Annotated in this window: 15 protein-coding genes and 1 rRNA gene; 13 read left to right on the top strand and 3 right to left on the bottom strand. The window is 36.1% G+C overall.

Features of this window, described 5'->3' with window-relative positions; translation table 11 throughout:
* The first annotated feature begins 403 nt into the window (after window positions 1-403).
* Complete coding sequence (locus tag LUA91_RS20320; RefSeq protein WP_231427947.1) at window positions 404-2,077, top strand: beta-N-acetylhexosaminidase; 1,674 nt, start codon at window positions 404-406, stop codon at window positions 2,075-2,077.
* Window positions 2,078-2,128: 51 nt separating this feature from the next.
* Window positions 2,129-2,338, top strand: a complete 210-nt coding sequence (locus tag LUA91_RS20315; RefSeq protein WP_231427946.1) for a hypothetical protein — start codon at window positions 2,129-2,131, stop codon at window positions 2,336-2,338.
* Here LUA91_RS20315 and LUA91_RS20310 read toward each other — a convergent pair.
* A complete protein-coding gene (locus tag LUA91_RS20310) occupies window positions 2,335-2,739 on the bottom strand; it encodes a thiol-disulfide oxidoreductase DCC family protein (protein ID WP_231427945.1) in 405 nt (134 codons plus the stop codon). The two genes, LUA91_RS20315 and LUA91_RS20310, sit on opposite strands and share 4 nt — an antisense overlap.
* A gap of 145 nt (window positions 2,740-2,884) precedes the next feature.
* Here LUA91_RS20310 and pyrR point away from each other — a divergent pair, with 145 nt between their 5' ends.
* The 11 genes from pyrR to LUA91_RS20255 all read left to right on the top strand — a co-directional run bounded on the left by pyrR (window position 2,885) and on the right by LUA91_RS20255 (window position 19,543).
* A complete protein-coding gene (pyrR, locus tag LUA91_RS20305; protein ID WP_231427944.1) occupies window positions 2,885-3,430 on the top strand; it encodes a bifunctional pyr operon transcriptional regulator/uracil phosphoribosyltransferase PyrR in 546 nt (181 codons plus the stop codon).
* Window positions 3,431-3,438: 8 nt separating this feature from the next.
* The gene (locus LUA91_RS20300; protein ID WP_231427943.1) at window positions 3,439-4,368 is read left to right on the top strand and encodes an aspartate carbamoyltransferase catalytic subunit; all 930 of its coding nucleotides are present in this window, start codon (window positions 3,439-3,441) and stop codon (window positions 4,366-4,368) included.
* A 290-nt stretch (window positions 4,369-4,658) separates the two neighbouring features.
* On the top strand, window positions 4,659-7,682 hold the full coding sequence (locus LUA91_RS20295) for a tetratricopeptide repeat protein (RefSeq protein ID WP_231427942.1): 3,024 nt from the start codon (window positions 4,659-4,661) through the stop codon (window positions 7,680-7,682).
* 4 nt (window positions 7,683-7,686) lie between these two features.
* On the top strand, window positions 7,687-9,384 hold the full coding sequence (locus LUA91_RS20290; RefSeq protein WP_231427941.1) for a TonB-dependent receptor: 1,698 nt from the start codon (window positions 7,687-7,689) through the stop codon (window positions 9,382-9,384).
* Between the two features lie 54 nt (window positions 9,385-9,438).
* Window positions 9,439-10,929, top strand: coding sequence for an SPOR domain-containing protein (locus tag LUA91_RS20285; RefSeq protein WP_231427940.1), 1,491 nt, complete (start codon window positions 9,439-9,441; stop codon window positions 10,927-10,929).
* Window positions 10,929-11,633, top strand: coding sequence for a MotA/TolQ/ExbB proton channel family protein (locus tag LUA91_RS20280; RefSeq protein WP_231427939.1), 705 nt, complete (start codon window positions 10,929-10,931; stop codon window positions 11,631-11,633). Before LUA91_RS20285 ends, LUA91_RS20280 begins: the two co-directional genes overlap by 1 nt.
* Window positions 11,633-12,034, top strand: coding sequence for a biopolymer transporter ExbD (locus LUA91_RS20275; RefSeq protein ID WP_231427938.1), 402 nt, complete (start codon window positions 11,633-11,635; stop codon window positions 12,032-12,034). The genes LUA91_RS20280 and LUA91_RS20275 overlap by 1 nt, the downstream gene beginning before the upstream one ends.
* Window positions 12,034-12,867: an energy transducer TonB gene (locus LUA91_RS20270; RefSeq protein ID WP_231427937.1), complete on the top strand. Its 834-nt coding sequence runs from the start codon at window positions 12,034-12,036 to the stop codon at window positions 12,865-12,867. The genes LUA91_RS20275 and LUA91_RS20270 overlap by 1 nt, the downstream gene beginning before the upstream one ends.
* A 30-nt stretch (window positions 12,868-12,897) precedes the next feature.
* The gene (locus LUA91_RS20265; protein WP_231427936.1) at window positions 12,898-14,187 is read left to right on the top strand and encodes a folylpolyglutamate synthase/dihydrofolate synthase family protein; all 1,290 of its coding nucleotides are present in this window, start codon (window positions 12,898-12,900) and stop codon (window positions 14,185-14,187) included.
* Between the two features lie 144 nt (window positions 14,188-14,331).
* The gene (gene pafA, locus LUA91_RS20260; RefSeq protein WP_231427935.1) at window positions 14,332-15,990 is read left to right on the top strand and encodes an alkaline phosphatase PafA; all 1,659 of its coding nucleotides are present in this window, start codon (window positions 14,332-14,334) and stop codon (window positions 15,988-15,990) included.
* A 160-nt stretch (window positions 15,991-16,150) separates the two neighbouring features.
* Window positions 16,151-19,543, top strand: coding sequence for a methylmalonyl-CoA mutase family protein (locus LUA91_RS20255; protein ID WP_231427934.1), 3,393 nt, complete (start codon window positions 16,151-16,153; stop codon window positions 19,541-19,543).
* 67 nt (window positions 19,544-19,610) lie between these two features.
* Here LUA91_RS20255 and LUA91_RS20250 read toward each other — a convergent pair whose 3' ends face one another.
* Window positions 19,611-20,591 carry an acyl-ACP desaturase gene (locus tag LUA91_RS20250; protein ID WP_231427933.1) on the bottom strand — a complete coding sequence of 327 codons (981 nt, stop codon included), beginning with the start codon at window positions 20,589-20,591 and terminating at the stop codon, window positions 19,611-19,613.
* A gap of 594 nt (window positions 20,592-21,185) precedes the next feature.
* Window positions 21,186-21,271: ribosomal RNA gene (gene rrf / locus LUA91_RS20245) — 5S ribosomal RNA — on the bottom strand; the annotation flags it as partial.

Raw genomic sequence — 21,271 nt, 5'->3', positions numbered from 1 at the left:
GAAAAGATAGAAAAGAATGAGGCAATTTCTTAAATACAATATGCTAATAAGCTATTTGGAATATATGTGCTCTCATTCTTTCTCAATTATATCTACAAATTTATTACTTTGTAAACATAGGAGGAATGTAAGAACATTTAAGGATGAAATAACATGAGCTTATATTTTCTTAAATGTCTTATATGTTTAAATCATTTGAAAACGAAAGCAAGCAATAATCGTTCACTCCTGCCCCGCTGTCCGTTCAATCTTTTTGGCGATTGTCATGCTGAGCTTGACGAAGCACACAACCAAAAAGGATCTCCCTTCCATCGGGTTTAGGTAACCTCAGTAATTCGTTCTGTCAAACTGTTTCCTTTCATCAGCTTAGAATTACTACTTTTGAAAACGAAATCGACTAATCATGAAAAATCTTTTATTTTTAATCCTGCTGTTAGTTTTTGGCTTTAATCCTTTTGCTCAGGAAGTAAATATTATTCCGCAACCTGCGTACATAAATGTAGAATCAACTAAGAAAGCGTTTATAATAGATGCAAAAACACAAATCGTAGTTATTGATTCATCTTTGATGAATTCTGCCGACTTCTTAAATGATTATCTTCAAAAATATTACAAGTTAACACTGAATATTACTAACGTTACGCCGAATAAAAACTTCATTTCTTTGGTTTTAAATACCAGAATTAGCGAATTCGATAATGCTTATATATTAAATAGTTCAGATAATAAAATTTCTATTGCCGGAACATCAAAACCTGGAGTATTTTATGGGATTCAATCATTAATTCAATTAATCCCAACGAATAATTTCAATCAGTTAAGCATACCTTCAATAAATATAATAGACCACCCTCGCTTCGATTACCGTGGAATGCACCTCGATGTAAGTCGCCACTTTTTTGAGGTTGATTTCATTAAGCAATACATCGATTACTTAGTGCTCCATAAAATGAATTATTTCCATTGGCATTTAACGGACGATCATGGCTGGAGAATAGAGATTAAAAAATATCCGAAACTCACAGAAATTGGCGCCTGGAGAAATGGTAGCATTGTTGGCTTGTGGCCAGGCAAAGGAAATGAAGGTATTAAATATCAGGTTTTGCCAACAGCAATTAATATTACTCCGAAAAATGCCATGATTAAAACCGATGATGTTAAACATGGCGGATTTTATACACAAGAACAAATTAAAGATGTGGTTGATTATGCCGCTAAACGCTACATTACTATTATTCCTGAAATTGAAATGCCTGCACACAGCATGGCGTTGTTAGCCGCATACCCAGAATTAGGTACAGAGCCTAACAAAAAATACACTGTTGCTGAAACCTGGGGCATGATGAATAAATACAATAATGTTTTGCAAGCTTCAGATACGACTTTCAAATTCCTGGAAAACGTATTAACTGAAGTAATGGAATTATTCCCATCGAAATACATTCACATTGGCGGCGATGAAGCCTCAAAAGTTTGGTGGAAACAATCAGCGGTTTCGCAACAAATTATGAAATCGAACGGACTAAAAAACGAAAGCGAACTGCAAAGTTATTTCATTCAAAGAGTTGAGAAATTTGTTAATAGTAAAGGTAAAACCATTATTGGCTGGAACGAAATTCTGCAAGGTGGATTAGCTCCTAATGCGATTGTGATGAGTTGGCAGGGGGAAAAAGGTGGTATTGAGGCTGCTAAACAAAATCACCAAGCCATTATGACACCCGAAAACAAAATGTATTTTAACCACGCTCAATTTGTAAAAGAAGATAGCTTAACTGCTGGCAAGCCTTCGCTTCTCGCTGATGTATATAATTATGAACCTGTTCCTACTGAATTAAATGCAGAACAAGCGAAATACATTTGGGGTGGTCAAGGTTGTTTGTGGAGTGAATACATTACCAATCCTGCAAAAGTACAGTATCAACTCTTTCCACGATTGGATGCTTTAAGCGAAATTTTGTGGAGCCCCAAAGAAAAAAAGAATTATCCTGATTTTCTTCAACGTTTAAAAACCCAATTTAAACGTTATGATTTAATGGGAATCACTTACAGTAAAAAATACTTGTCGAACACTTTTTAAGTTTTTAAAATTCTCACAGAATTTATTTTAATCTTTGCCTAAATTTCAATCATGCGTAAAATACTTGCCGTCATTTGTACCTTAATCACATTATTTGTTTTAAAAGAAACAGTAAATATTTTTATTACTGATGAGGCGGATATCGTCAGGCAGCGTAGTATTTTTATCGTCATTGCGCTAAGCATTTCAATTCCACTTATAATTTTAACGTTATGGCTTTGGAAACCGCGAAACAATCAAGACCAGCAAGAGCATAATTAATCGTAAAATTTTTCTTTTAATTCGAGGGTAGATACCCAGCAACTTTCTTGCTTTCCCCACCATTTGTAACGGTTTTTAGAAACACAATCATAAACCCAATCACAAATAAATTTTGGCAGAATGATAAAACCATATAACATTGGCCATAATCCATTTAATTTTTTTGCTATCCGTAAAACGGCTGATGATTTAGTGTAAAGTCGGTCGTTTTCTAACAAAACTATCGAATCGATTTTATTTAAATCAACATTAAACTTTGGCAAATTAATCTTGGCAAATTCTCCTTGTAAGGCCGTAAACCTGAAAACATTATTTTTATCTCGTTCAATTGCAAACTGAACCGAAGCATTACACAGGTTACAAATACCATCAAAAAAAATTACCGGGTTTTTCTTTATCATCGATGCAAATATAATTAATTACAAAACGCTATTAATCAAAATTTTGGAGTTATTTATAACCAAAACGGATAAAGTAAGGGCGCAAAAATCTACTTTTTACTTTTTACTTTTCACTTTTTACTTATATTTGCCCAATCCTTCTTCAATGCAAAAGAAAACACTTCTTGACGGACAAAAAATTCAGATTACAATTAAGAGGCTTTGCCATCAATTAATTGAAAACCACGACGATTTCGCGAATACCGTTTTAATTGGCATTCAGCCAAGAGGTATATTTCTGGCCGATCGCATTCATCAGGACCTGGAAACCATTCTAAAGAACAAGAAAATTCTAAAGGGAAATCTTGATATCACGTTCTTTAGAGACGACTTTCGCCGGAAAGATGGCTTGGTTACAGCAAGCAGCAATTCGATAGATTTTATCATTGAAGGCAAAAAAGTAATCTTAATCGATGACGTTCTCTGGACAGGAAGAACCATTAGGGCAGCGCTTGATGCCTTGCTTGCTTATGGCCGACCAGAGAAAGTTGAGCTTTTAGTCTTAATCGATCGCAGGTTTAGTAGACATTTACCTATTGAACCTGATTATATTGGGCATCAGGTAGATAGCTTAAATTCACAACAAGTAAAAGTGACTTGGGCAAGTGAAGGAAGTGAAGACAAAGTGATTTTATTATCAGAAAAACAATAACATAAAAAATGGCAGCAGACAAACTATCAACCCGACATCTTTTAGGTATTAAAGATATTAACCGGAATGATATCGAATTAATTTTCGAAACTGCAGATAATTTTAAGGAAGTAATTAATAGACCCATTAAAAAGGTTCCTTCTCTTCGTGATATTACCATTGCCAATATCTTTTTCGAAAACTCAACCCGAACCAAACTTTCTTTTGAACTGGCCGAAAAAAGGCTATCGGCAGATGTTGTAAATTTTGCGGCATCATCGTCATCGGTAAGCAAAGGCGAAACTCTAATTGATACGGTAAACAATATCCTTTCTATGAAAGTGGATATGGTAGTGATGCGCCACCCATACGCTGGAGCTGGTCAATTTTTGAGTAAACACGTAAAAGCACAGATTGTAAATGCAGGTGATGGTGCCCATGAGCACCCAACACAAGCGTTACTAGATGCATTCTCCATCCGCCAGAAATTAGGGGACGTAGCTGGTAAAAAGGTGGTTATTGTTGGTGATATTTTGCATTCCCGAGTAGCCATTTCAAACATCCTTTGCCTGCAGCGTTTAGGTGCAGAAGTAATGGTTTGCGGACCAACTACATTAATTCCTAAGCATATTCATTTACTTGGAGTAAAAGTTGAGCACAATTTGATTAAAGCATTGAATTGGTGCGATGTAGCCAATATGCTTCGCATTCAATTAGAGCGTCAGGATATCAAATATTTTCCATCTCTAAGGGAATATGCCATGATGTATGGCCTCAACAAACAAATTCTTGATAACCTAGATAAAGAAATCATAGTGATGCATCCAGGCCCAATTAATCGTGGCGTTGAGATTACCAGTGATGTTGCCGACAGTAAACAATCTATCATTTTAGAACAAGTAGAAAATGGCGTGGCGGTGAGAATGGCTGTACTTTATTTATTGGCAAGCCAAGGATAGACAAGAGTTCATTTGTCATTAGTTCATTTGCCATTGGTAACAGCTAAGTGTAAAGTGATAACTGTTTCTGTAGCTTGTTAACTTAATTGTTCTATATCGCACAAGTGAACGAATGAACAATTGAACTAATGAACTAATAATACCTTTACCCTATATTTTTCAACATTTATATTTCTTCCATACCAATTCCAAAAACCCTTCGTTTATTTGTGTTATTAACAGATGTTAATTACTTCTGTTGATAAACCCTGATACTATTTCTAATTTAGTACCAACCATATTTGAAACCGATGCAGAAAAAATACTTACTAATTCCGCTACTTTTGGCAGGAAGTTTTACCACTTATGCGCAAGTTAGCGCTGTGCAAAACCTCAATAAAAACTACCAAACAGGCTTAGAATTATTAGATAAAGAAAAATACACAGCTGCCGCACAGCAGTTCAAACTTGTTGAGCAACAACGTTATAAACCTTCTACACAAACAGAAAGTAATGCCGAATTATCTTTGCTTAAAGAAAATGCAAAATTTTATGCGGCCGTTTGTGCATTAGAACTAACAAATAGTGATGCGGAAAGTTTATTTCAAGCTTTTATCCGCGATTATCCATTAAATCCAAATACTAAACTTGCCTACTTTTATGTTGGGAAGACTTATTTTGGTCAAAAAAACTATACAAAAGCTTTAGAGTGGTTCGAAAAAACTGATCCTTCTACCCTTTCGGGCAAACAGCGTAATGAGTATCAATTTAAACAAGGTTACGCTTATTTTGAATTGAAGGATTATGAAAAAGCAGAACCCCTATTTGAAAAAGTAAAAAAAGAAGAAGGTGATTTTCAAGAAAGTGCTACTTATTATTTTGCCTATATCAACTACCTAAACAAAGAATATAAAACGGCATTAGCCAATTTCGAAAAGTTAAAAGGATCGCCTACTTACGAAGCAAGTTATCCATATTATATTACCTCGATGTATTATTTGGATGAGCGTTACGATGATGTAATCAGCTACGCATTAGAATCTATTCAAAAAACGAAACAACAATTTGAACCTGAAATGTTGAGTTTGGTGGCCGCTTCTTACTTTGCTAAATCAGAATTTAAAAATGCAGAGAAATATTTTGCAGAATTTTATGCAAAAGATAAAAGCGAAACGAAGAACAACTTATTCATTTATCAATATGGGTACTCATTGTTCCAAAACAAAAAATATAAAGAATCTGTAGCGGTTTTAGAAAAGCTGAATAACGATGATGTCTATCTTCAAAATGGTATGCATACTTTGGGGAAGGCGTTTATCCAATTGGGAAATAAGCAAAAAGCACAAAGTGCATTTTTTAGAGCTTCACGCTTAGATTTTGATAAAGCCATTCAAGAGGAGGCTTGGTTAAGCTATGCCAAATTAAGTTATGAACTGGATTTCCATCAGCAAGCTTTAGAAGCTACGCAAGGATTTTTGAAAGCTTTTCCAAAATCTCGTAAACTTAATGAAGCGAAAACTTTGTTAGGTGAAGTGCTTTTAACCACAAAAAACTATCAAGCCGCTGTCGATATTTTAGAACCCATTCCCGATAAAACTTTAGAGGCAAGAGAAGCTTATCAGAAAGTTACTTATTTCCGTGGTTTAGAATTCTATAACGAAAGGGCTTTTCCGAATGCCTTATCGATGTTTTTACGTTCAGAAAAGTTTCCTGAAGATAATGAAATTCATGCTTTAAGTACCTATTGGAAAGCAGAAGCCATGTACGAATTACGTAAATATGGCGAAGCGGTTTCTACTTTCGAAAAATTCTTAAAAATGCCTGATGCAGATAAAACCGGCGTTTATAATTTTGCCAATTACGCTTTAGCATACTCTGCTTTTGAAGACGAGAAATACAGTAAAGCGGCAAATTACTTCGAGAAATTTTTGCAAGGAAATGATAAAGATCAAAAAACGATTGATGATGCAACCATTCGTTTAGCCGATTCTTACTTCGTAAATAAAACTTACGGCAATGCGATGACGAATTACAACAGAATCATCGACAGGCATACCACATCAGAAGATTATGCAACTTTCCAAAAAGGCATGATCCAGGGTTTGGAAAATCAATACGATGCTAAAATTGCTACAATGCAAAATTTGCTATCCAAATTCCCTAACTCAAATTATGCAGATGATGCTGGTTTTGAAACGGCTTACACTTATTTCAACAAGGGTGATTTTGATAAATCTAAATCTGATTTGGTGAGTTTGGTAGCGAAGTATCCTCGTAGTAGTTATGTTCCAAAAGCTTTGGTTACTATTGGTTTGGTTCAATATAACCAAGATCAAGACGATGCCGCTTTAGAATCGTTTAAAAAAGTGATCCGCGATTATCCAACTTCTGATGAGGCGAAGCAATCTATGGAATCGATTAAAAACATTTATGTAGATAAAGGAGATGCCAACGGGTTTATTGCCTATGCCAATACTACTCCACTTGGTAACTATTCAAATAACGAACAAGACAATATCATCTTCTCAGCAGCAAATAACCTTTATTTAAAAGGTGACGCCAATGGAGCATTCCAGGCAGTTAATGCTTATTTTGATAAATTCCCTAAAGCAAATCACGAGAAAGAGGCCAAATTTATCAGGGCAGAATCATTAGTTAAACTAGGTCGTCCTGATGAGGCAATTCCAGATTATGAATTTATTTTAAATGATTGGACAAGTGATTATACCGAACGTTCGTTGGTTAGCATTTCGCAATTGTTTTTAAATCAAAAGAAATATAACGAAGCGATTGTTTATTTGAAAAGACTAGAAACCACAACCGATTACAAAGCGCACTATAGTTTCGCTATCAACAATTTGTTAAAGGCCTACACAGCGCTTAACATGCCAGATGATATGCTGAAATACGCAAAACTGACCAATGAATCAGAAAAAGCTTCGGAAGAAGAAAAAAATAGTTCTGGTTTATTTTCTGGTAAAGCATACTTATTAAAAGGCGATACCACGTCTGCAGTTGCAGCATTTAAAAACGTGGTAGCCAAAACTAAAACCGCTGCAGCTGCCGAGGCAAAATACAATCTTGCTTTAGTAGAATATAACAAAGGCGATTTTAAAACATCAACAAAAACTTGTTTCGATATCGTAAATAATATGGCCTCTCATGATTATTGGGTGGCGAAAGCATTTATCCTCCTATCGGATAATTATGTAGCGCTTAAAGATAACTTACAAGCAAAAAGCACACTTCTAAGTATAATTGATAATTACGAAGGCAAGGATGATATTATTCCTACAGCCAAAGAAAAACTAGAAAAACTAAACCAGAAGAAGTAGAATTATGAAGTCGATTAAATATATATATAGTTTACTGTTTTTTGTTGCTGCTGGTTTTTTTACTTCCCAGGCACAGGAAAAGAAAGCAGAAGAAAAGGCTGTAGTAAGTGAGGAAATTGAAGTTGTTCGCCCGTATAAGCCCATCTTAGCCGAAGCTGTAAAATTGAGAAGAAGTCCGAATTTGGATGATGTTAAAACTTATAAAGCAAAGCTGAATTACAGTGTTACCGATAAAAAATTAGAGATAAATAGCGATATACAAAAACTACAGGCGCAACAACTTGCAGAAGAAAAAGCAAGTATCTTAGTAAATAATTACGTAAAGGGTGCTTTCGGTTCGCTTTCTACTTTATTGGGTGAAGCTTATTTTAATACCGGAAAAGATGAAGGTTTACAATTGGGTGGATACTTTAAACATTTTAGCCAGGAAGGTAAATTAAATAAGCAAAATAGTAGTCAACAGCAACTAAGCATTTTTGGTCGCAGTATTTTAGAGGAAAATACAGTTAGTGGACGCCTCAATTTTGAACGTAATGGCACATATTTCTATGGGCTTGATGGTGCTAATCCAACTTTAAATCCAAATCCAGAAAAACAAGCTTTAACATTTTTAGAGTTAGAGGGCGAATTGGTTAAAAACTTTACGGAAGATGAAGATGCACTGAGTTATGCTGTTAAAGCCAATGGCTATTTATGGAATGATCGTTTTAGTGCAAAGGAAAGTTATTTTAGCTTGAATGGATACCTAAACAAAAGAATTAACTCATTAAATTTAGGTTTAGCAGCATCAACTGAATTTGGAAGCACCAAAGATGCATTGACCAGTGTGGGCAATAATTTATTAAGGCTAAATCCATATATCCGTTTACAGGTTCAGGGAGCAAAAATTACCGCTGGTATTAACTTTGTTCAAGAATTTGGTGCCTTTAGCAGCTCAAAAATTTTCCCAGCTGTTACTGCAGATTTTACTTTAATTCCCGATTACTTACAGGTTTTTGGAGAGGTTAAAGGTGATGTAAACAGAAACTCAATGAAAGGTTTCACAGATGAAAACCCTTGGTTAAACAGCAATATTCTAATTAAAAATACAGTAGAGAAATTAAGCATTAGTGGTGGTATTAAAGGCACCGGCGGACCTGGTTTTGGTTATAAAGCCAGAGTTTACATTAAGCAGTTTGATGACATGCCTTTATTCATTAATAACTTTAATGATTTTAATAAATTTGACGTGATTTACGATTTTGGTAAAACAAAATTAACTGGTATCGAAGGTGAAATTTCTGTTCAGGTTAGCGATGCGCTAAAATGGACAGGTAAAGTTAACCTTGATGACTGGAAACCAGCTTCGGAAACTTATTCATGGTTTAAACCAGGATTGAAAGTAAGCTCGAATTTTGTTTATACCTATAATAAGAAGCTAAGCTTTAATGCGGCTGTAGTGATTCAAGATGATGTAAAAGCGAAAGTAAATGTTCAACAACCGGTAAATCCATTACAATATATCATTCCTAATACAGGTATCGAATCAATTGTTACCGTGAAAGGTTTTGTCGATTTAGGAATCGGTGCAGATTATAGAATCAATAATAAATTTTCAGTTTTTGCAAAAGCCAATAACTTACTAAATTCTCAATACAATCGTTTTCTATATTATCAAGTTAACGGGCTAAATGTTTTTGGCGGATTAACTTATTCATTTTAAACAGATTAAATTTATTATTACGAAGGTTTAGAAAAAACGCTTAATTTTACCGGAATGGATATCTTATCATACCTTTTAGAACTCTTGCAGCAAAGCAAAGAAGTTGGTATTACCGGCTTGGGAACCTTCTATAAAAAGAAATTTCCAGGTAGATATGATAAGGAAACACAATCGTTTTTACCACCGAGTTATGCGCTTCAATTTTCATCAGAAGTAAAAAATGATGAAGCATTGATTAATTTTGTTGCCACCAAAAGGAATATTTCTGTTGAAAGTGCTTCTTATTACATCTCACAGTTTGTTGATGAGGTTAAACAAAAGCTTGAAGAAGAGCACGAAGCTGAACTAGAAAATGTAGGTAGATTATTCTTTACAGAGCATGAAGGCTTAAGCTTTGAAGCTGCAAAAAATATAAATTATGGATCGGAATTTTATGGGTTACCTTCTTTACCTGAAGCTGCCATAGATGCACCGCAAACTGAATCTTCAGATGTGAATGAAGAAGTTTACGACGAAATAGCTGAAGTGCCACAAGCGCCTGCTCAACCTAAAGAAACTGCCCACATTCATCCAATTATCGAAAATGTAGAATTAGATGAAGTGCAAGATGATTTGCGGAATACGTTAAAGCACACTGCAAAAGCGAATGAAGAAGTTACAGATGCACCCGAATTTATAAAAGAACAACACGCTGAGCATCCAAATAGATTTGGCCATACGCCAGAAGATGAAGAAGCAGTTAAGGCGCTAACAAATGACGAGGTTGAAGTACCAGAAAGTGTTATTCAACAACACGAAGAAAATCCAAATCGTTTTGGTCACACACCAGAAACTGAAGAAGAGAAAACCTATATCAACTTAGAAGATGAAACGCCAAAAGCAGAACCTGTAATCGAAGCTCCAGAATTTATAAAGGAGCAACATGCAGAACATCCGAACAGATTTGGTCACGACCCAATTGTTGAAGAAACATATGAGGAAGAAAAGAAATCAATTTGGCCAAAGGTAATCCTTATCATTTTTGGTATTCTTCTAATTGGTGTTATCCTTTATTTTTTAAAACCAGATTGGTTTAAACAGCAAGCTGCTTTACAAACCACTACCCCTACCGCTGTTATCGATTCTCAAAAAAATGAGGTTGATACCCTTAAAGCAAAGCAAGATTCTATCGCCAGAACGGATAGCATTTTGAAAGCCAATCAAGTTCAGCAAAACCCTTTAGATACAGCAAAGAAGATAGTTGCAACAACAAAAAATGAATCACCTGCGCCAAAAACAGAAGTGGTAACCGATATCAAAACTACTTCTTTTGATGTAATTGTTTATGCTTCAAAAAATTTGGCTGCTACAAAGGCTTACGTTGCAAACATGAAAAAAAATGGTTACAATGCCAAAATTGCAAACATGCCAGGCGCCTGGCATAAGGTGAGTATTGCATCTTTTAAAACACAGCAAGAAGCCGAAACACAAAAAGATATTTTGCAGAAGAAATTAAAGGGTAAAGGATTTTACGTACAACAGATTATTAACAACACACAACCATAATGATAACTTTATTAATTCAGGACACTACACAAGCACTTCAAGACACAGTTAATGGGGTTAACCAAGCCTTAACCCAACCAGAGCCAGAATTGCATTTCATCGATTTGCTTTTTAAAGGTGGATGGGTAATGCTTCCATTGGCATTATTGGCATTCTTAGCCTTGATAATATTTGTTGAACGTTATTTAACCATCAAAAAAGCAACTAAAGACGAGTCAAATTTGATGGGTCAAATCAGATCGTATATTCAATCTGGTAATTTGGATGGAGCGATGTCTCTTTTAAGAAACAATAATTCTCCCCTGAGCCGCATGTTGCAAAAAGGCTTAAAACGTATAGGTCGCCCGATTAAAGATATTGAAGGTGCTATCGAAAACGTTGGTAAATTAGAAGTATCAAAGCTGGAAAAGAATATTAGCATTTTAGGTATTGTGGCGGGTATTGCACCCATGTTAGGTTTCGTAGGTACAATTGTGGGGGTTATTACAATTTTCCATCAGGTATCCATTAAAGGTGCTATCGAAATCGGGACCATTTCAGGTGGTTTATACACCAAGATGATCACTTCTGCAACTGGATTAATTATCGGTATTATTGCTTATGTACTTTACCATATCCTTAACATTATGGTAGAAAAAATCATCCTTAAAATGGAAACCGATGCAATTGATTTTATTGATTTATTAGAAGAGCCAGGTAAATAATGAACTTACGCAAAAGAACAAAAGGGTCGGTAGAAGTACATACTTCAGCGTTGAACGATATTATGTTCTTCCTGATGCTGTTTTTCTTACTGGCATCTGCAGTGGTAAATCCTACTGTAGTTAAACTTTTATTGCCTCAATCTTCTAGCGGACAACAATCTACCGCAAAGAAAGCGGTTACGGTTACCATAGACGAAAACTTAAAATATTCCGTTGATAAAAAACCCGTAACTATCGAGCAATTAGAGCCAACTTTAGCAGCCTATCAAAAATTGGCACCTGATATGACCATTCTTTTATATGTATCGCGTAATGTTACTTATCAAGATGGTTTCGTTGTTAACGATATTGCAAACAAGCTTAAATTAAAACTTGTTGTTGCTGTTGAGCCTAAAAAATAATGAATTACAAAGCACAAAATATAAATAACGAAGAAAACAATTATCCTAAAGCTGTTGCTATAGCCAGTGGGATCATGGGTTTTTTATTGTTGATTAGCTTTTTTATTGTAATTAATTCTTTCCAACCTCCTGAAGAACTAGGCATGGGCGGTATGGTGGTCAATTATGGAACTTCGGCAGAAGGTATGGGCGATGATTATACCAGTATTGAAGAACCATCGGCAGATCCTAACGCAAATGGAAAAGCACCCGACAAAGTAACACCTGATGAAAAAGTTACCCCAACAACTACTACAGATAATTCTGACAAGGAAGTTCAAACCCAAAATACTGAAGATGCCATTGCGGTAAATACAAAGCCGACTAAAGCAACAACTACCGCACCAACTACTGTTGCTGAAGATAAGCCTTCTCAACCAGTGATTAATCAGAATGCACTTTACAAAGGCAAAAAGAATACAGGGCAAGGGCAAGGTGATGGAACAGGAAATACAGCAGGAAACCAGGGTTCAGTTAATGGTGATCCATTAGCGCCAAACTATGGCGAAGGCGGATCTGGTTATGGAAATAAACCCATCGAACTCCGACGTTTTTCAAACCTGGTTATTCCAAAAGACGATGGACAGGTACGCGGAAGAATTGCTATTAGAATATACTTTAATAAAGAAGGAAGAATTACAGATGCGAGGCAAGAGTTAAAAGGCTCTACCATTACCGATAGAGAATTAGTCGACAAGTGTGTTCAGGCAGTTAAAAATTCATCATTAACAAGTTCTGGTGTTGGCGGCGATAATCAAACTGGTGTTGTAGTTTTTAACTTTAAGGTTAATTAGCATATTTTCTTTATTAGTTCAGCATATAAGGTGAATTACCAGCAAACGCTTGATTATTTATACAGCAAACTCCCAATGTTTACTCGTGTGGGCGCTTCTGCATTTAAAAAAGATTTAACAAATACAGTGATTTTTTGTGAGGCCCTGGATAATCCTCAAAATAAATTTAAAAGCATACATGTTGCCGGAACAAACGGAAAAGGTTCAACATCGCACATGCTTGCTGCAATTTTACAAGCTCAAGGTTACAAAACTGGTTTATATACCTCCCCTCATTTAAAAGACTTTCGCGAGCGCATCCGCATTAACGGAAAAATGATTAGCAAAAAGGAAGTAGTTTCCTTTGTTAAAAATCAACAAGAATTAATTAATCAGGTTGAACCATCATTTTTTGAAGTTACCGTAGCGCTAGCTTTTGATCATTTTGCAAAACACGAAGTCGATATTGCCATCATTGAAGTTGGTTTGGGAGGGCGATTGGATTCTACAAATATCATCCAACCAGAAATTTCTGTCATCACAAATATCAGCATGGATCATACCAATATGCTGGGCAATACCATCGAAGAAATTGCTGGAGAAAAAGCTGGAATTATTAAGAAAAACACACCAGTGGTAATTGGTGAAACGCAGGAAAAATCGAAAACCGTTTTTATTGCAAAAGCCAACGAAATGAATGCGCCAATTATTTTTGCAGATGCAACATTAAAAGCCGCCAACTTCAAAATTGATCATGCTAAATTATCCCTGTCTGTTTATCAGGATAATCAAATTCGATATAAAAATTTAAAATCCGACTTAACCGGTATTTATCAGCATAAAAATATTTTAACAGTTTTACAGTCGATTGAAGTTTTAAATAATACAACATCATTCAAAGTTTTAGATGAAAGTGTTTTTGCTGGATTAAAACAGGTTAAAAAATTAACGGGTTTACAAGGCCGCTGGCAAACTTTGGCTAAAAATCCATTAGTGATTTGTGATACCGGACATAATGAAGCTGGCATTGCAGAAGTGATAAAAAACATCAATCAAACACCATTTGATAAATTGCATATTGTTTTCGGGATGGTGAAGGATAAAGATATTTCTAAAGTGCTGTCTATGATGCCTAAAAATGCTACTTATTATTTCTGCAAACCGGATTTGGAAAGGGCTCTAGATGCCCAAGAACTTAAAGATCAAGCTGCATCTTATCAACTTAAGGGCAATGATTATCAATCAGTATTAATAGCTAAAGAAACAGCGATTAAAAAAGCCAGCAAAAACGACCTTATTTTTATTGGAGGAAGCACATTTGTGGTAGCAGAAGCACTATAAAATCTTTGCGCAATCTTCAAAATCTTCATCCATACCACTATGATTTTGATTACCACTTAACTAATCTATAACAAAATCATCACAAATGAAACGATAAATTTATAGATGAAAAATTGTTACTTTGGTCTTTTAACTAAAAACAGAATGAAGAAAATTTCTTATTTATTACTTTCACTATCTATTTTTTCCATCTCAGCTGCAAATGCACAAGCAAAAAAAAGTGCTCTTCCACAAACAAAAGCATTTCCAGCAGAAGTTGCTCGTCCGAAACTGGTTGTGGGTTTAGTTGTCGATCAAATGAGATGGGATTACCTTTATCGCTACTATAACCGATACTCAAACGGTGGATTTAAAAGGTTAATAAATGAGGGTTTTTCTGTTGAAAACACGTTCATTCCATATACACCAACATATACTGCTTGCGGGCATACCTGCATTTACACTGGTTCTGTTCCGGCAGTTCATGGTATTATTGGTAACGATTGGTACGATCCTGAAACCAAGAAAAACGTGTATTGCACAGAAGATTCGACCGTTTTCACAGTTGGAAGCACGCCGTCATCCGAAGGCAACATGTCTCCAAAAAATATGTTAAGCAATACCATAACGGATGAATTGCGTTTGGCAACAAATTTTAAGGGTAAGGTTATCGGAATTTCTTTAAAAGATAGAGGTTCTATTTTGCCTGCTGGCCATGCAGCTAATGCAGCATATTGGTATCAAGGAAGTACAGGAAATTGGATTACAAGTTCGTACTACATGAAAGAGGTTCCAACTTGGATTGCTGATTACAACAAATTAAAGTTGGCAAATAAATTCTATTCAAAAAACTGGGAAACACTTTATCCAATCAATACATACGTAAATAGCACCACAGATGAAAAAGCTTATGAAGGCAAAAGCAGTACTTTCCCTCATCAGCTTACTCAATTTGTAGATAAGAATTTTGATGCGATCAGAAGTACACCCTATGGAAACACAATCACTTTGGATCTTGCCAAATTGGCTATTTTATCTGAAGATTTAGGTGCTGATAACATTACCGATTTCCTTGCGGTAAGTTGTTCTGCAACAGATTATGTTGGTCATGGTTATGGCCCGAATTCGATCGAAGCCGAAGATACTTATTTACGCTTGGATAAAGATTTCGAAGAATTTTTTAACTATTTAGATAAGCAGGTTGGTAAGGGGAACTATACTATTTTCTTAACTGCTGACCATGGTGCAGCACATGTTCCTGGTTTTATGAAAGAAAATAAGTTGCCTGCCGGCGTAGTAAGTGATAGAGATATTACTTTTAAACTGAACGCGTTTTTGAACGAAAAATTTAAAGTAAACAATGTGGTATTAAAATCGATGAATAACCAAATTATTTTCGATCATGATAAAACTGATAATGGTACAGTAAGTTTCGAAGTGATAAAATCGGCAACAATAGAGTTTCTGAAAAGATTGGATGGCTTTCAAAATGCAGTTGATATCTCGAGAATATCTCAAACCACACTTCAAGAAATTCAGAAAAAAATGATTACAAACGGTTATAATGCCCGTAGAAGTGGCGATATTTATTACATTTTAGAACCAAATTGGTTTAATGGTGGAAGTACCGGAACAACTCATGGTAACTGGAACCCTTACGATTCGCACATTCCGTTAGTTTTTATGGGATGGGGAATTAAACCAGGAGCAACGAATAAAACACATTACATGACAGACATTGCGCCAACATTAGCCGCATTGCTTCATATCCAAATGCCAAATGGAACAGTTGGAGAACCCATAACAGAAATCACAAACAAATAAGTTCAAAGCCATCCCTCAAAAGATGGCTTTGTTGTTTATAAACAGTATCAATACCGTTAAAAAAGCCTCAAATTATAAGTATTTACTACATTTGTTGAACCAAATATGTCTGGAACAAGTATTACAAAATTACATTTTGTGAAGCTTTAAATCCTATACTATGCAACAAGTAGAAATATATAAACCAAAAAATAAAATTCGTTTTGTAACGGCAGCAGCACTTTTTGATGGCCACGATGCTACAATTAACATTATGCGTCGAATCCTTCAATCTTCCGGTGCCGAGGTGATTCATCTTGGCCATAATCGTTCGGTTGATGAAGTGGTAAACTGTGCCATTCAGGAAGATGTTCAAGGCATCGCCATGACCTCCTATCAAGGCGGCCATATCGAATATTTTAAATATATGCACGATCTGTTGCAAGAGCGTGGATCGGGCCATATTAAAATTTTTGCCGGTGGCGGTGGAGTAATTTTGCCATCAGAAATTGAGGAACTGGAGGCTTATGGAATTTCCAAAATCTATTCTCCTGATGATGGACGAAAAATGGGCCTGCAAGGGATGATAAACGATATGTTGATTAAAACCGACTTCGTTACCAAATCAGAAATAACTGATGAATTGGAATCCATTCCTAAAAAAGAAGTAAAGGCAATTGCTGGTGCTATAACTGTAGCAGAAAATGATCCAGAAGGCGCACAGGAATTTGTTAATGACTTAAAAAAATTATCGCAAAATAACAATGCCCCTATTTTAGGAATTACAGGTACTGGCGGGGCGGGAAAATCCTCACTCGTTGATGAATTGGTTCGTCGGTTTCTGGTAGAAGTAAAGGATAAAACTCTGGCGATTATTTCGGTTGATCCATCTAAAAGAAAAACTGGCGGAGCTTTATTGGGCGATCGCATTCGGATGAATGCCATAAATAATCCTAGAGTTTACATGCGCTCATTAGCCACTCGTCAGGCAAATTTAGCACTTTCTAAAAATGTTCAGGAAAGTATCGATATCTGTAAGGCGGCAGGTTACGATTTGATTATTGTAGAAACATCTGGTATCGGTCAATCTGATACGGAAATTACAGAACATTGTGATGTTTCTTTGTATGTGATGACACCAGAATTCGGTGCGGCTACACAGCTGGAAAAAATTGACATGCTTGATTTTGCCGATCTTGTTGCCATCAATAAGTTTGATAAGAGAGGTGCTCTGGATGCTCTACGTGATGTGAGGAAACAATATAAACGCAATCATAATATATTTGATGCCAAAGATGAGGAAATTCCAGTTTATGGAACGATGGCTTCTCAATTTAATGATCCCGGTATGAATAATTTATTTGTTGCCTTAATGGAACAAATTAAAGTCAAAACCGGAACAGATTTCCAAGCAAAGATGGAGCTAACTTCCGATCAATCCGAAAAAATTTATATCATTCCACCAGATCGTATTCGTTATCTGGCAGAGATTGCAGAATCAAGCCAAACCTATAATGAATGGGTAAATAAGCAATCTGCAATAGCCAGAAAAATGTATCAGCTTAAGGGCGTAATAGATTTATTAAATGAACACCAAATAAAGGATATAAATGGTAAAGTATCGCCATCTGGTGGAGATTTAGAAGCCGCTTATTCGTTTTTTGAAGAACAATTGGATGGAGAATGTAAACGATTACTCCGTCAATGGCCCGAAACCAAGCGAGCTTACAAAGAAGAATTTTTCATATACAAGGTTCGTGATAAGGAAATAAAGCAGCCATTGTATTATGAGTCTCTTTCAAAATTAAATATCCCAAAAGTTTCACTTCCACGGTATGAAGATTGGGGTGATATTCTGCGCTGGTTACTAACTGAAAATCTTCCGGGAGAATTCCCGTATGCAGCTGGAGTATTTCCACTAAAACGCGATGGAGAAGATCCGACCAGAATGTTTGCTGGAGAAGGTGGTCCTGAAAGAACTAACAAACGCTTTCATTACGTTTCCCTTGGCCAACCCGCACATCGACTTTCAACTGCATTCGATTCCGTTACGCTCTATGGAGAAGATCCTCATATCCGTCCTGATATATACGGTAAAATCGGAAACTCAGGTGTGAGTATTGCAACATTAGATGATGCCAAAAAGTTATACTCTGGTTTTGACTTATGTGCGCCATCAACTTCCGTGTCAATGACAATTAATGGACCTGCACCTATGCTGCTGGGCTTTTTCATGAATGCCGCAATTGATCAGCAATGTGAAAAATATATTATTGAAAATGGTTTGGAAGATGAAGTAAATAGTAAGATAGAAACAATTTATAAAGCCAAAGGCATTGATAGGCCAACTTATGATGGCAACTTACCCGAAGGAAATGATGGTTTGGGTTTAATGCTTTTAGGTGTTACAGGCGATCAGGTTTTAGCCGCAGACGTATACGCTCAAATTAAAATGAGGGCAATTAGTTCCGTTCGTGGAACAGTACAGGCTGATATTTTAAAAGAAGATCAGGCACAAAATACCTGTATATTCTCAACCGAATTTGCTTTACGGATGATGGGAGATATTCAAAAATATTTTATTGATGAAAAGGTCCGAAATTTTTATTCAGTTTCTATCTCGGGATACCATATCGCTGAAGCAGGTGCAAATCCAATCTCTCAATTGGCATTTACATTAAGTAATGGCTTTACATTTGTAGAATATTATTTAAGCCGGGGAATGCACATTGATGAGTTTGCACCAAACTTATCATTTTTCTTCTCTAACGGTATTGATCCTGAATATGCCGTTATTGGCCGCGTAGCCAGAAGAATTTGGGCAAAAGCAATTAAAAACAAATACAAAGGGAATGATCGCTCCCAAAAATTAAAATACCATATTCAAACTTCGGGTAGATCACTCCATGCCCAAGAAATTGATTTCAATGATATTCGCACAACACTTCAAGCTTTATACGCTATTTATGATAATTGCAATTCGCTTCACACCAATGCTTACGATGAGGCCATTACCACGCCTACCGAAGAATCAGTAAGAAGGGCAATGGCAATACAATTAATTATCAATAGAGAACTCGGTTTGGCGAAGAATGAAAATCCTTTGCAGGGTGCTTTTATAATTGAGGAATTAACTGATCTTGTGGAGGATGCTGTTTTACAGGAATTTAAAAGAATCAATGATCGTGGTGGCGTTCTTGGCGCAATGGAAACCATGTATCAACGAGGAAAAATTCAGGAAGAAAGTTTGTATTATGAAACTTTAAAACATACAGGCGAATACCCAATTATCGGCGTAAACACATTTTTAAATAAAAACGGTTCGCCAACCATTGTACCTGGTGAAGTTATTAGAGCAACAGAGGAAGAAAAACAATATCAAATTAATGCTCTAAGTAAATTTCAAGCAAGGAATAGTGACAAATCTTCAGACTTATTAAAGCAACTCCAAAAATCAGCTATTGCTGGCGATAATATTTTTGAACAATTAATGGAAGTTTGTAAAGTCTGTTCGCTTGGTCAAATCAGCAATGCACTTTATGAGGTAGGTGGCCAATACCGAAGAAATATGTAATTGAAAGCATAAAAAAAGGTTCTTTTCTAAACGAAAAGAACCTTTAAAAAATTCTATTTATCTGGGATTAACCTGCAATCCATGTAAATTTATAATCCATTGTTGGATTTTTCATTCTTTCGGCAACTCTCAATAAACGAGAAGGTAATGCCATAATATAATCTCTGGCTTTTTCCCCGGTTTCATTTAAATCACGCATACCTTCAATTTTCCAATCCTCAATCAACGACTGCATAATTTCAACATAATCAACAGCAGTATAAACACCCAAACGCTGAGCAGCATCTGTAAAGTGACCAAAGGTCTGTCCGATTTTTAAACCAACCTCACGTAAAAAATGAGCTGGCATTACAATCTTTTTACGCATCATATCTTCAAAAGCAATCATAGCTTCATTAGGATCTACCTCGAAAATACGATTCATAAAATCTTTATAAGCCTTTGCATGTCTTGCCTCATCAGATGCAATAGTTCCACACATTTTCGAAAGTAAAGTATCACCATCTTTCTTAGCTAATGAAGCAACTCTTCTGTGTGAAATATTAGTTGCCAACTCTTGGAAAGAAGTATAAATAAAATTTCTATAGGGATCATGTCCAGTTCCAATATCAAATCCGTCAGCAATTAAGTATTGCGTAGAAATCTCCATTTGGCGCATGTCAACACGACCAGATAAGTACAAATATTTGTTCAGCAAATCACCATGACGATTTTCTTCAGCAGTCCAATGACGGTTCCATTTCATCCATCCCCCATCTTCCTTCATACTTGGTCCCTGCACCATAGCTAACCATGATTCATAAGTTGGAAGTGCTTCTTCAGTAATCGTATCTCCAATTAAAACAGCAACCAGATCATAAGAAAGATCCTTTGCGTTTTCCCTTAAAATTCTAATATCTTGATAAAAGTTTTCACTTGTAGAATCAGGTAAAAAATCCGATGGTTGCCAGTTTGTATCAATTGGCTTAAGATAGGTATCCATCATCTCCAGCATATATTTTTCAATATGCACCATTACTTCCCTTCTTTTATCTGCAAAAAAACTCATTATTCGTGTTTATATAGTGTTAGGTCAAAGATAACCAAATATTATGGCAAACCTCATGTTATTAACACTTTTGAATACAATCAGTTTCAAAAATGATGTAAAACACATTTCAATTCCCTTAATAAGTATTGGTAAAGCAAGTACAGCATTCTAATGTTGGTTTCAGTCCTGCTGTCCCTCCAATCTTTTTGCTGAAGGGGTATAATGTGGCCGAAGGTGTGATGCATCCAAAAAGGATTTCCGTACCATCAGGTTTAGGTGGCAGGTACCCTGCACTTCTGCAAAAACAGCACAAGGCCCCATATGTCCAGTTAACCTATGGCAATAATGAGCCGATTTGCCCAGGCTCCCATCCCTTTATATCATCCCTTTGCACCTTTCTATATGTCCTATATCTATATGGTTCCCAGTCCCTGCGTACAACCGGCCAAAGGCCTGCATGACCTGGTTCAGAACCCTTCCATACCTGTCGGCGTTCCAGTCCTGTTCACGGCTGCGTTTGTTTTTGGGGAGGGAGGGAAGGTTGTATAAACGAAGAAACCCCATCAGCTGCTGCTGACGGGGTTCTTTTAATGCCCTTTATGGGGCTTTAAGATTTGGCACCGACCTACTCTCCCACGTGTTACCGCAGTACCATCGGCTCTGGTGGGCTTAACTTCTCTGTTCGGAATGGGAAGAGG

It is taken from the genome of Pedobacter sp. Leaf250 (genome assembly GCF_920984735.1).
In the GTDB taxonomy this organism is placed as follows: Bacteria; Bacteroidota; Bacteroidia; order Sphingobacteriales; family Sphingobacteriaceae; genus Pedobacter.
The sequence above is the reverse complement of the archived record's forward strand: the minus strand, read 5'-3'. Positions and strand labels throughout refer to the sequence as shown.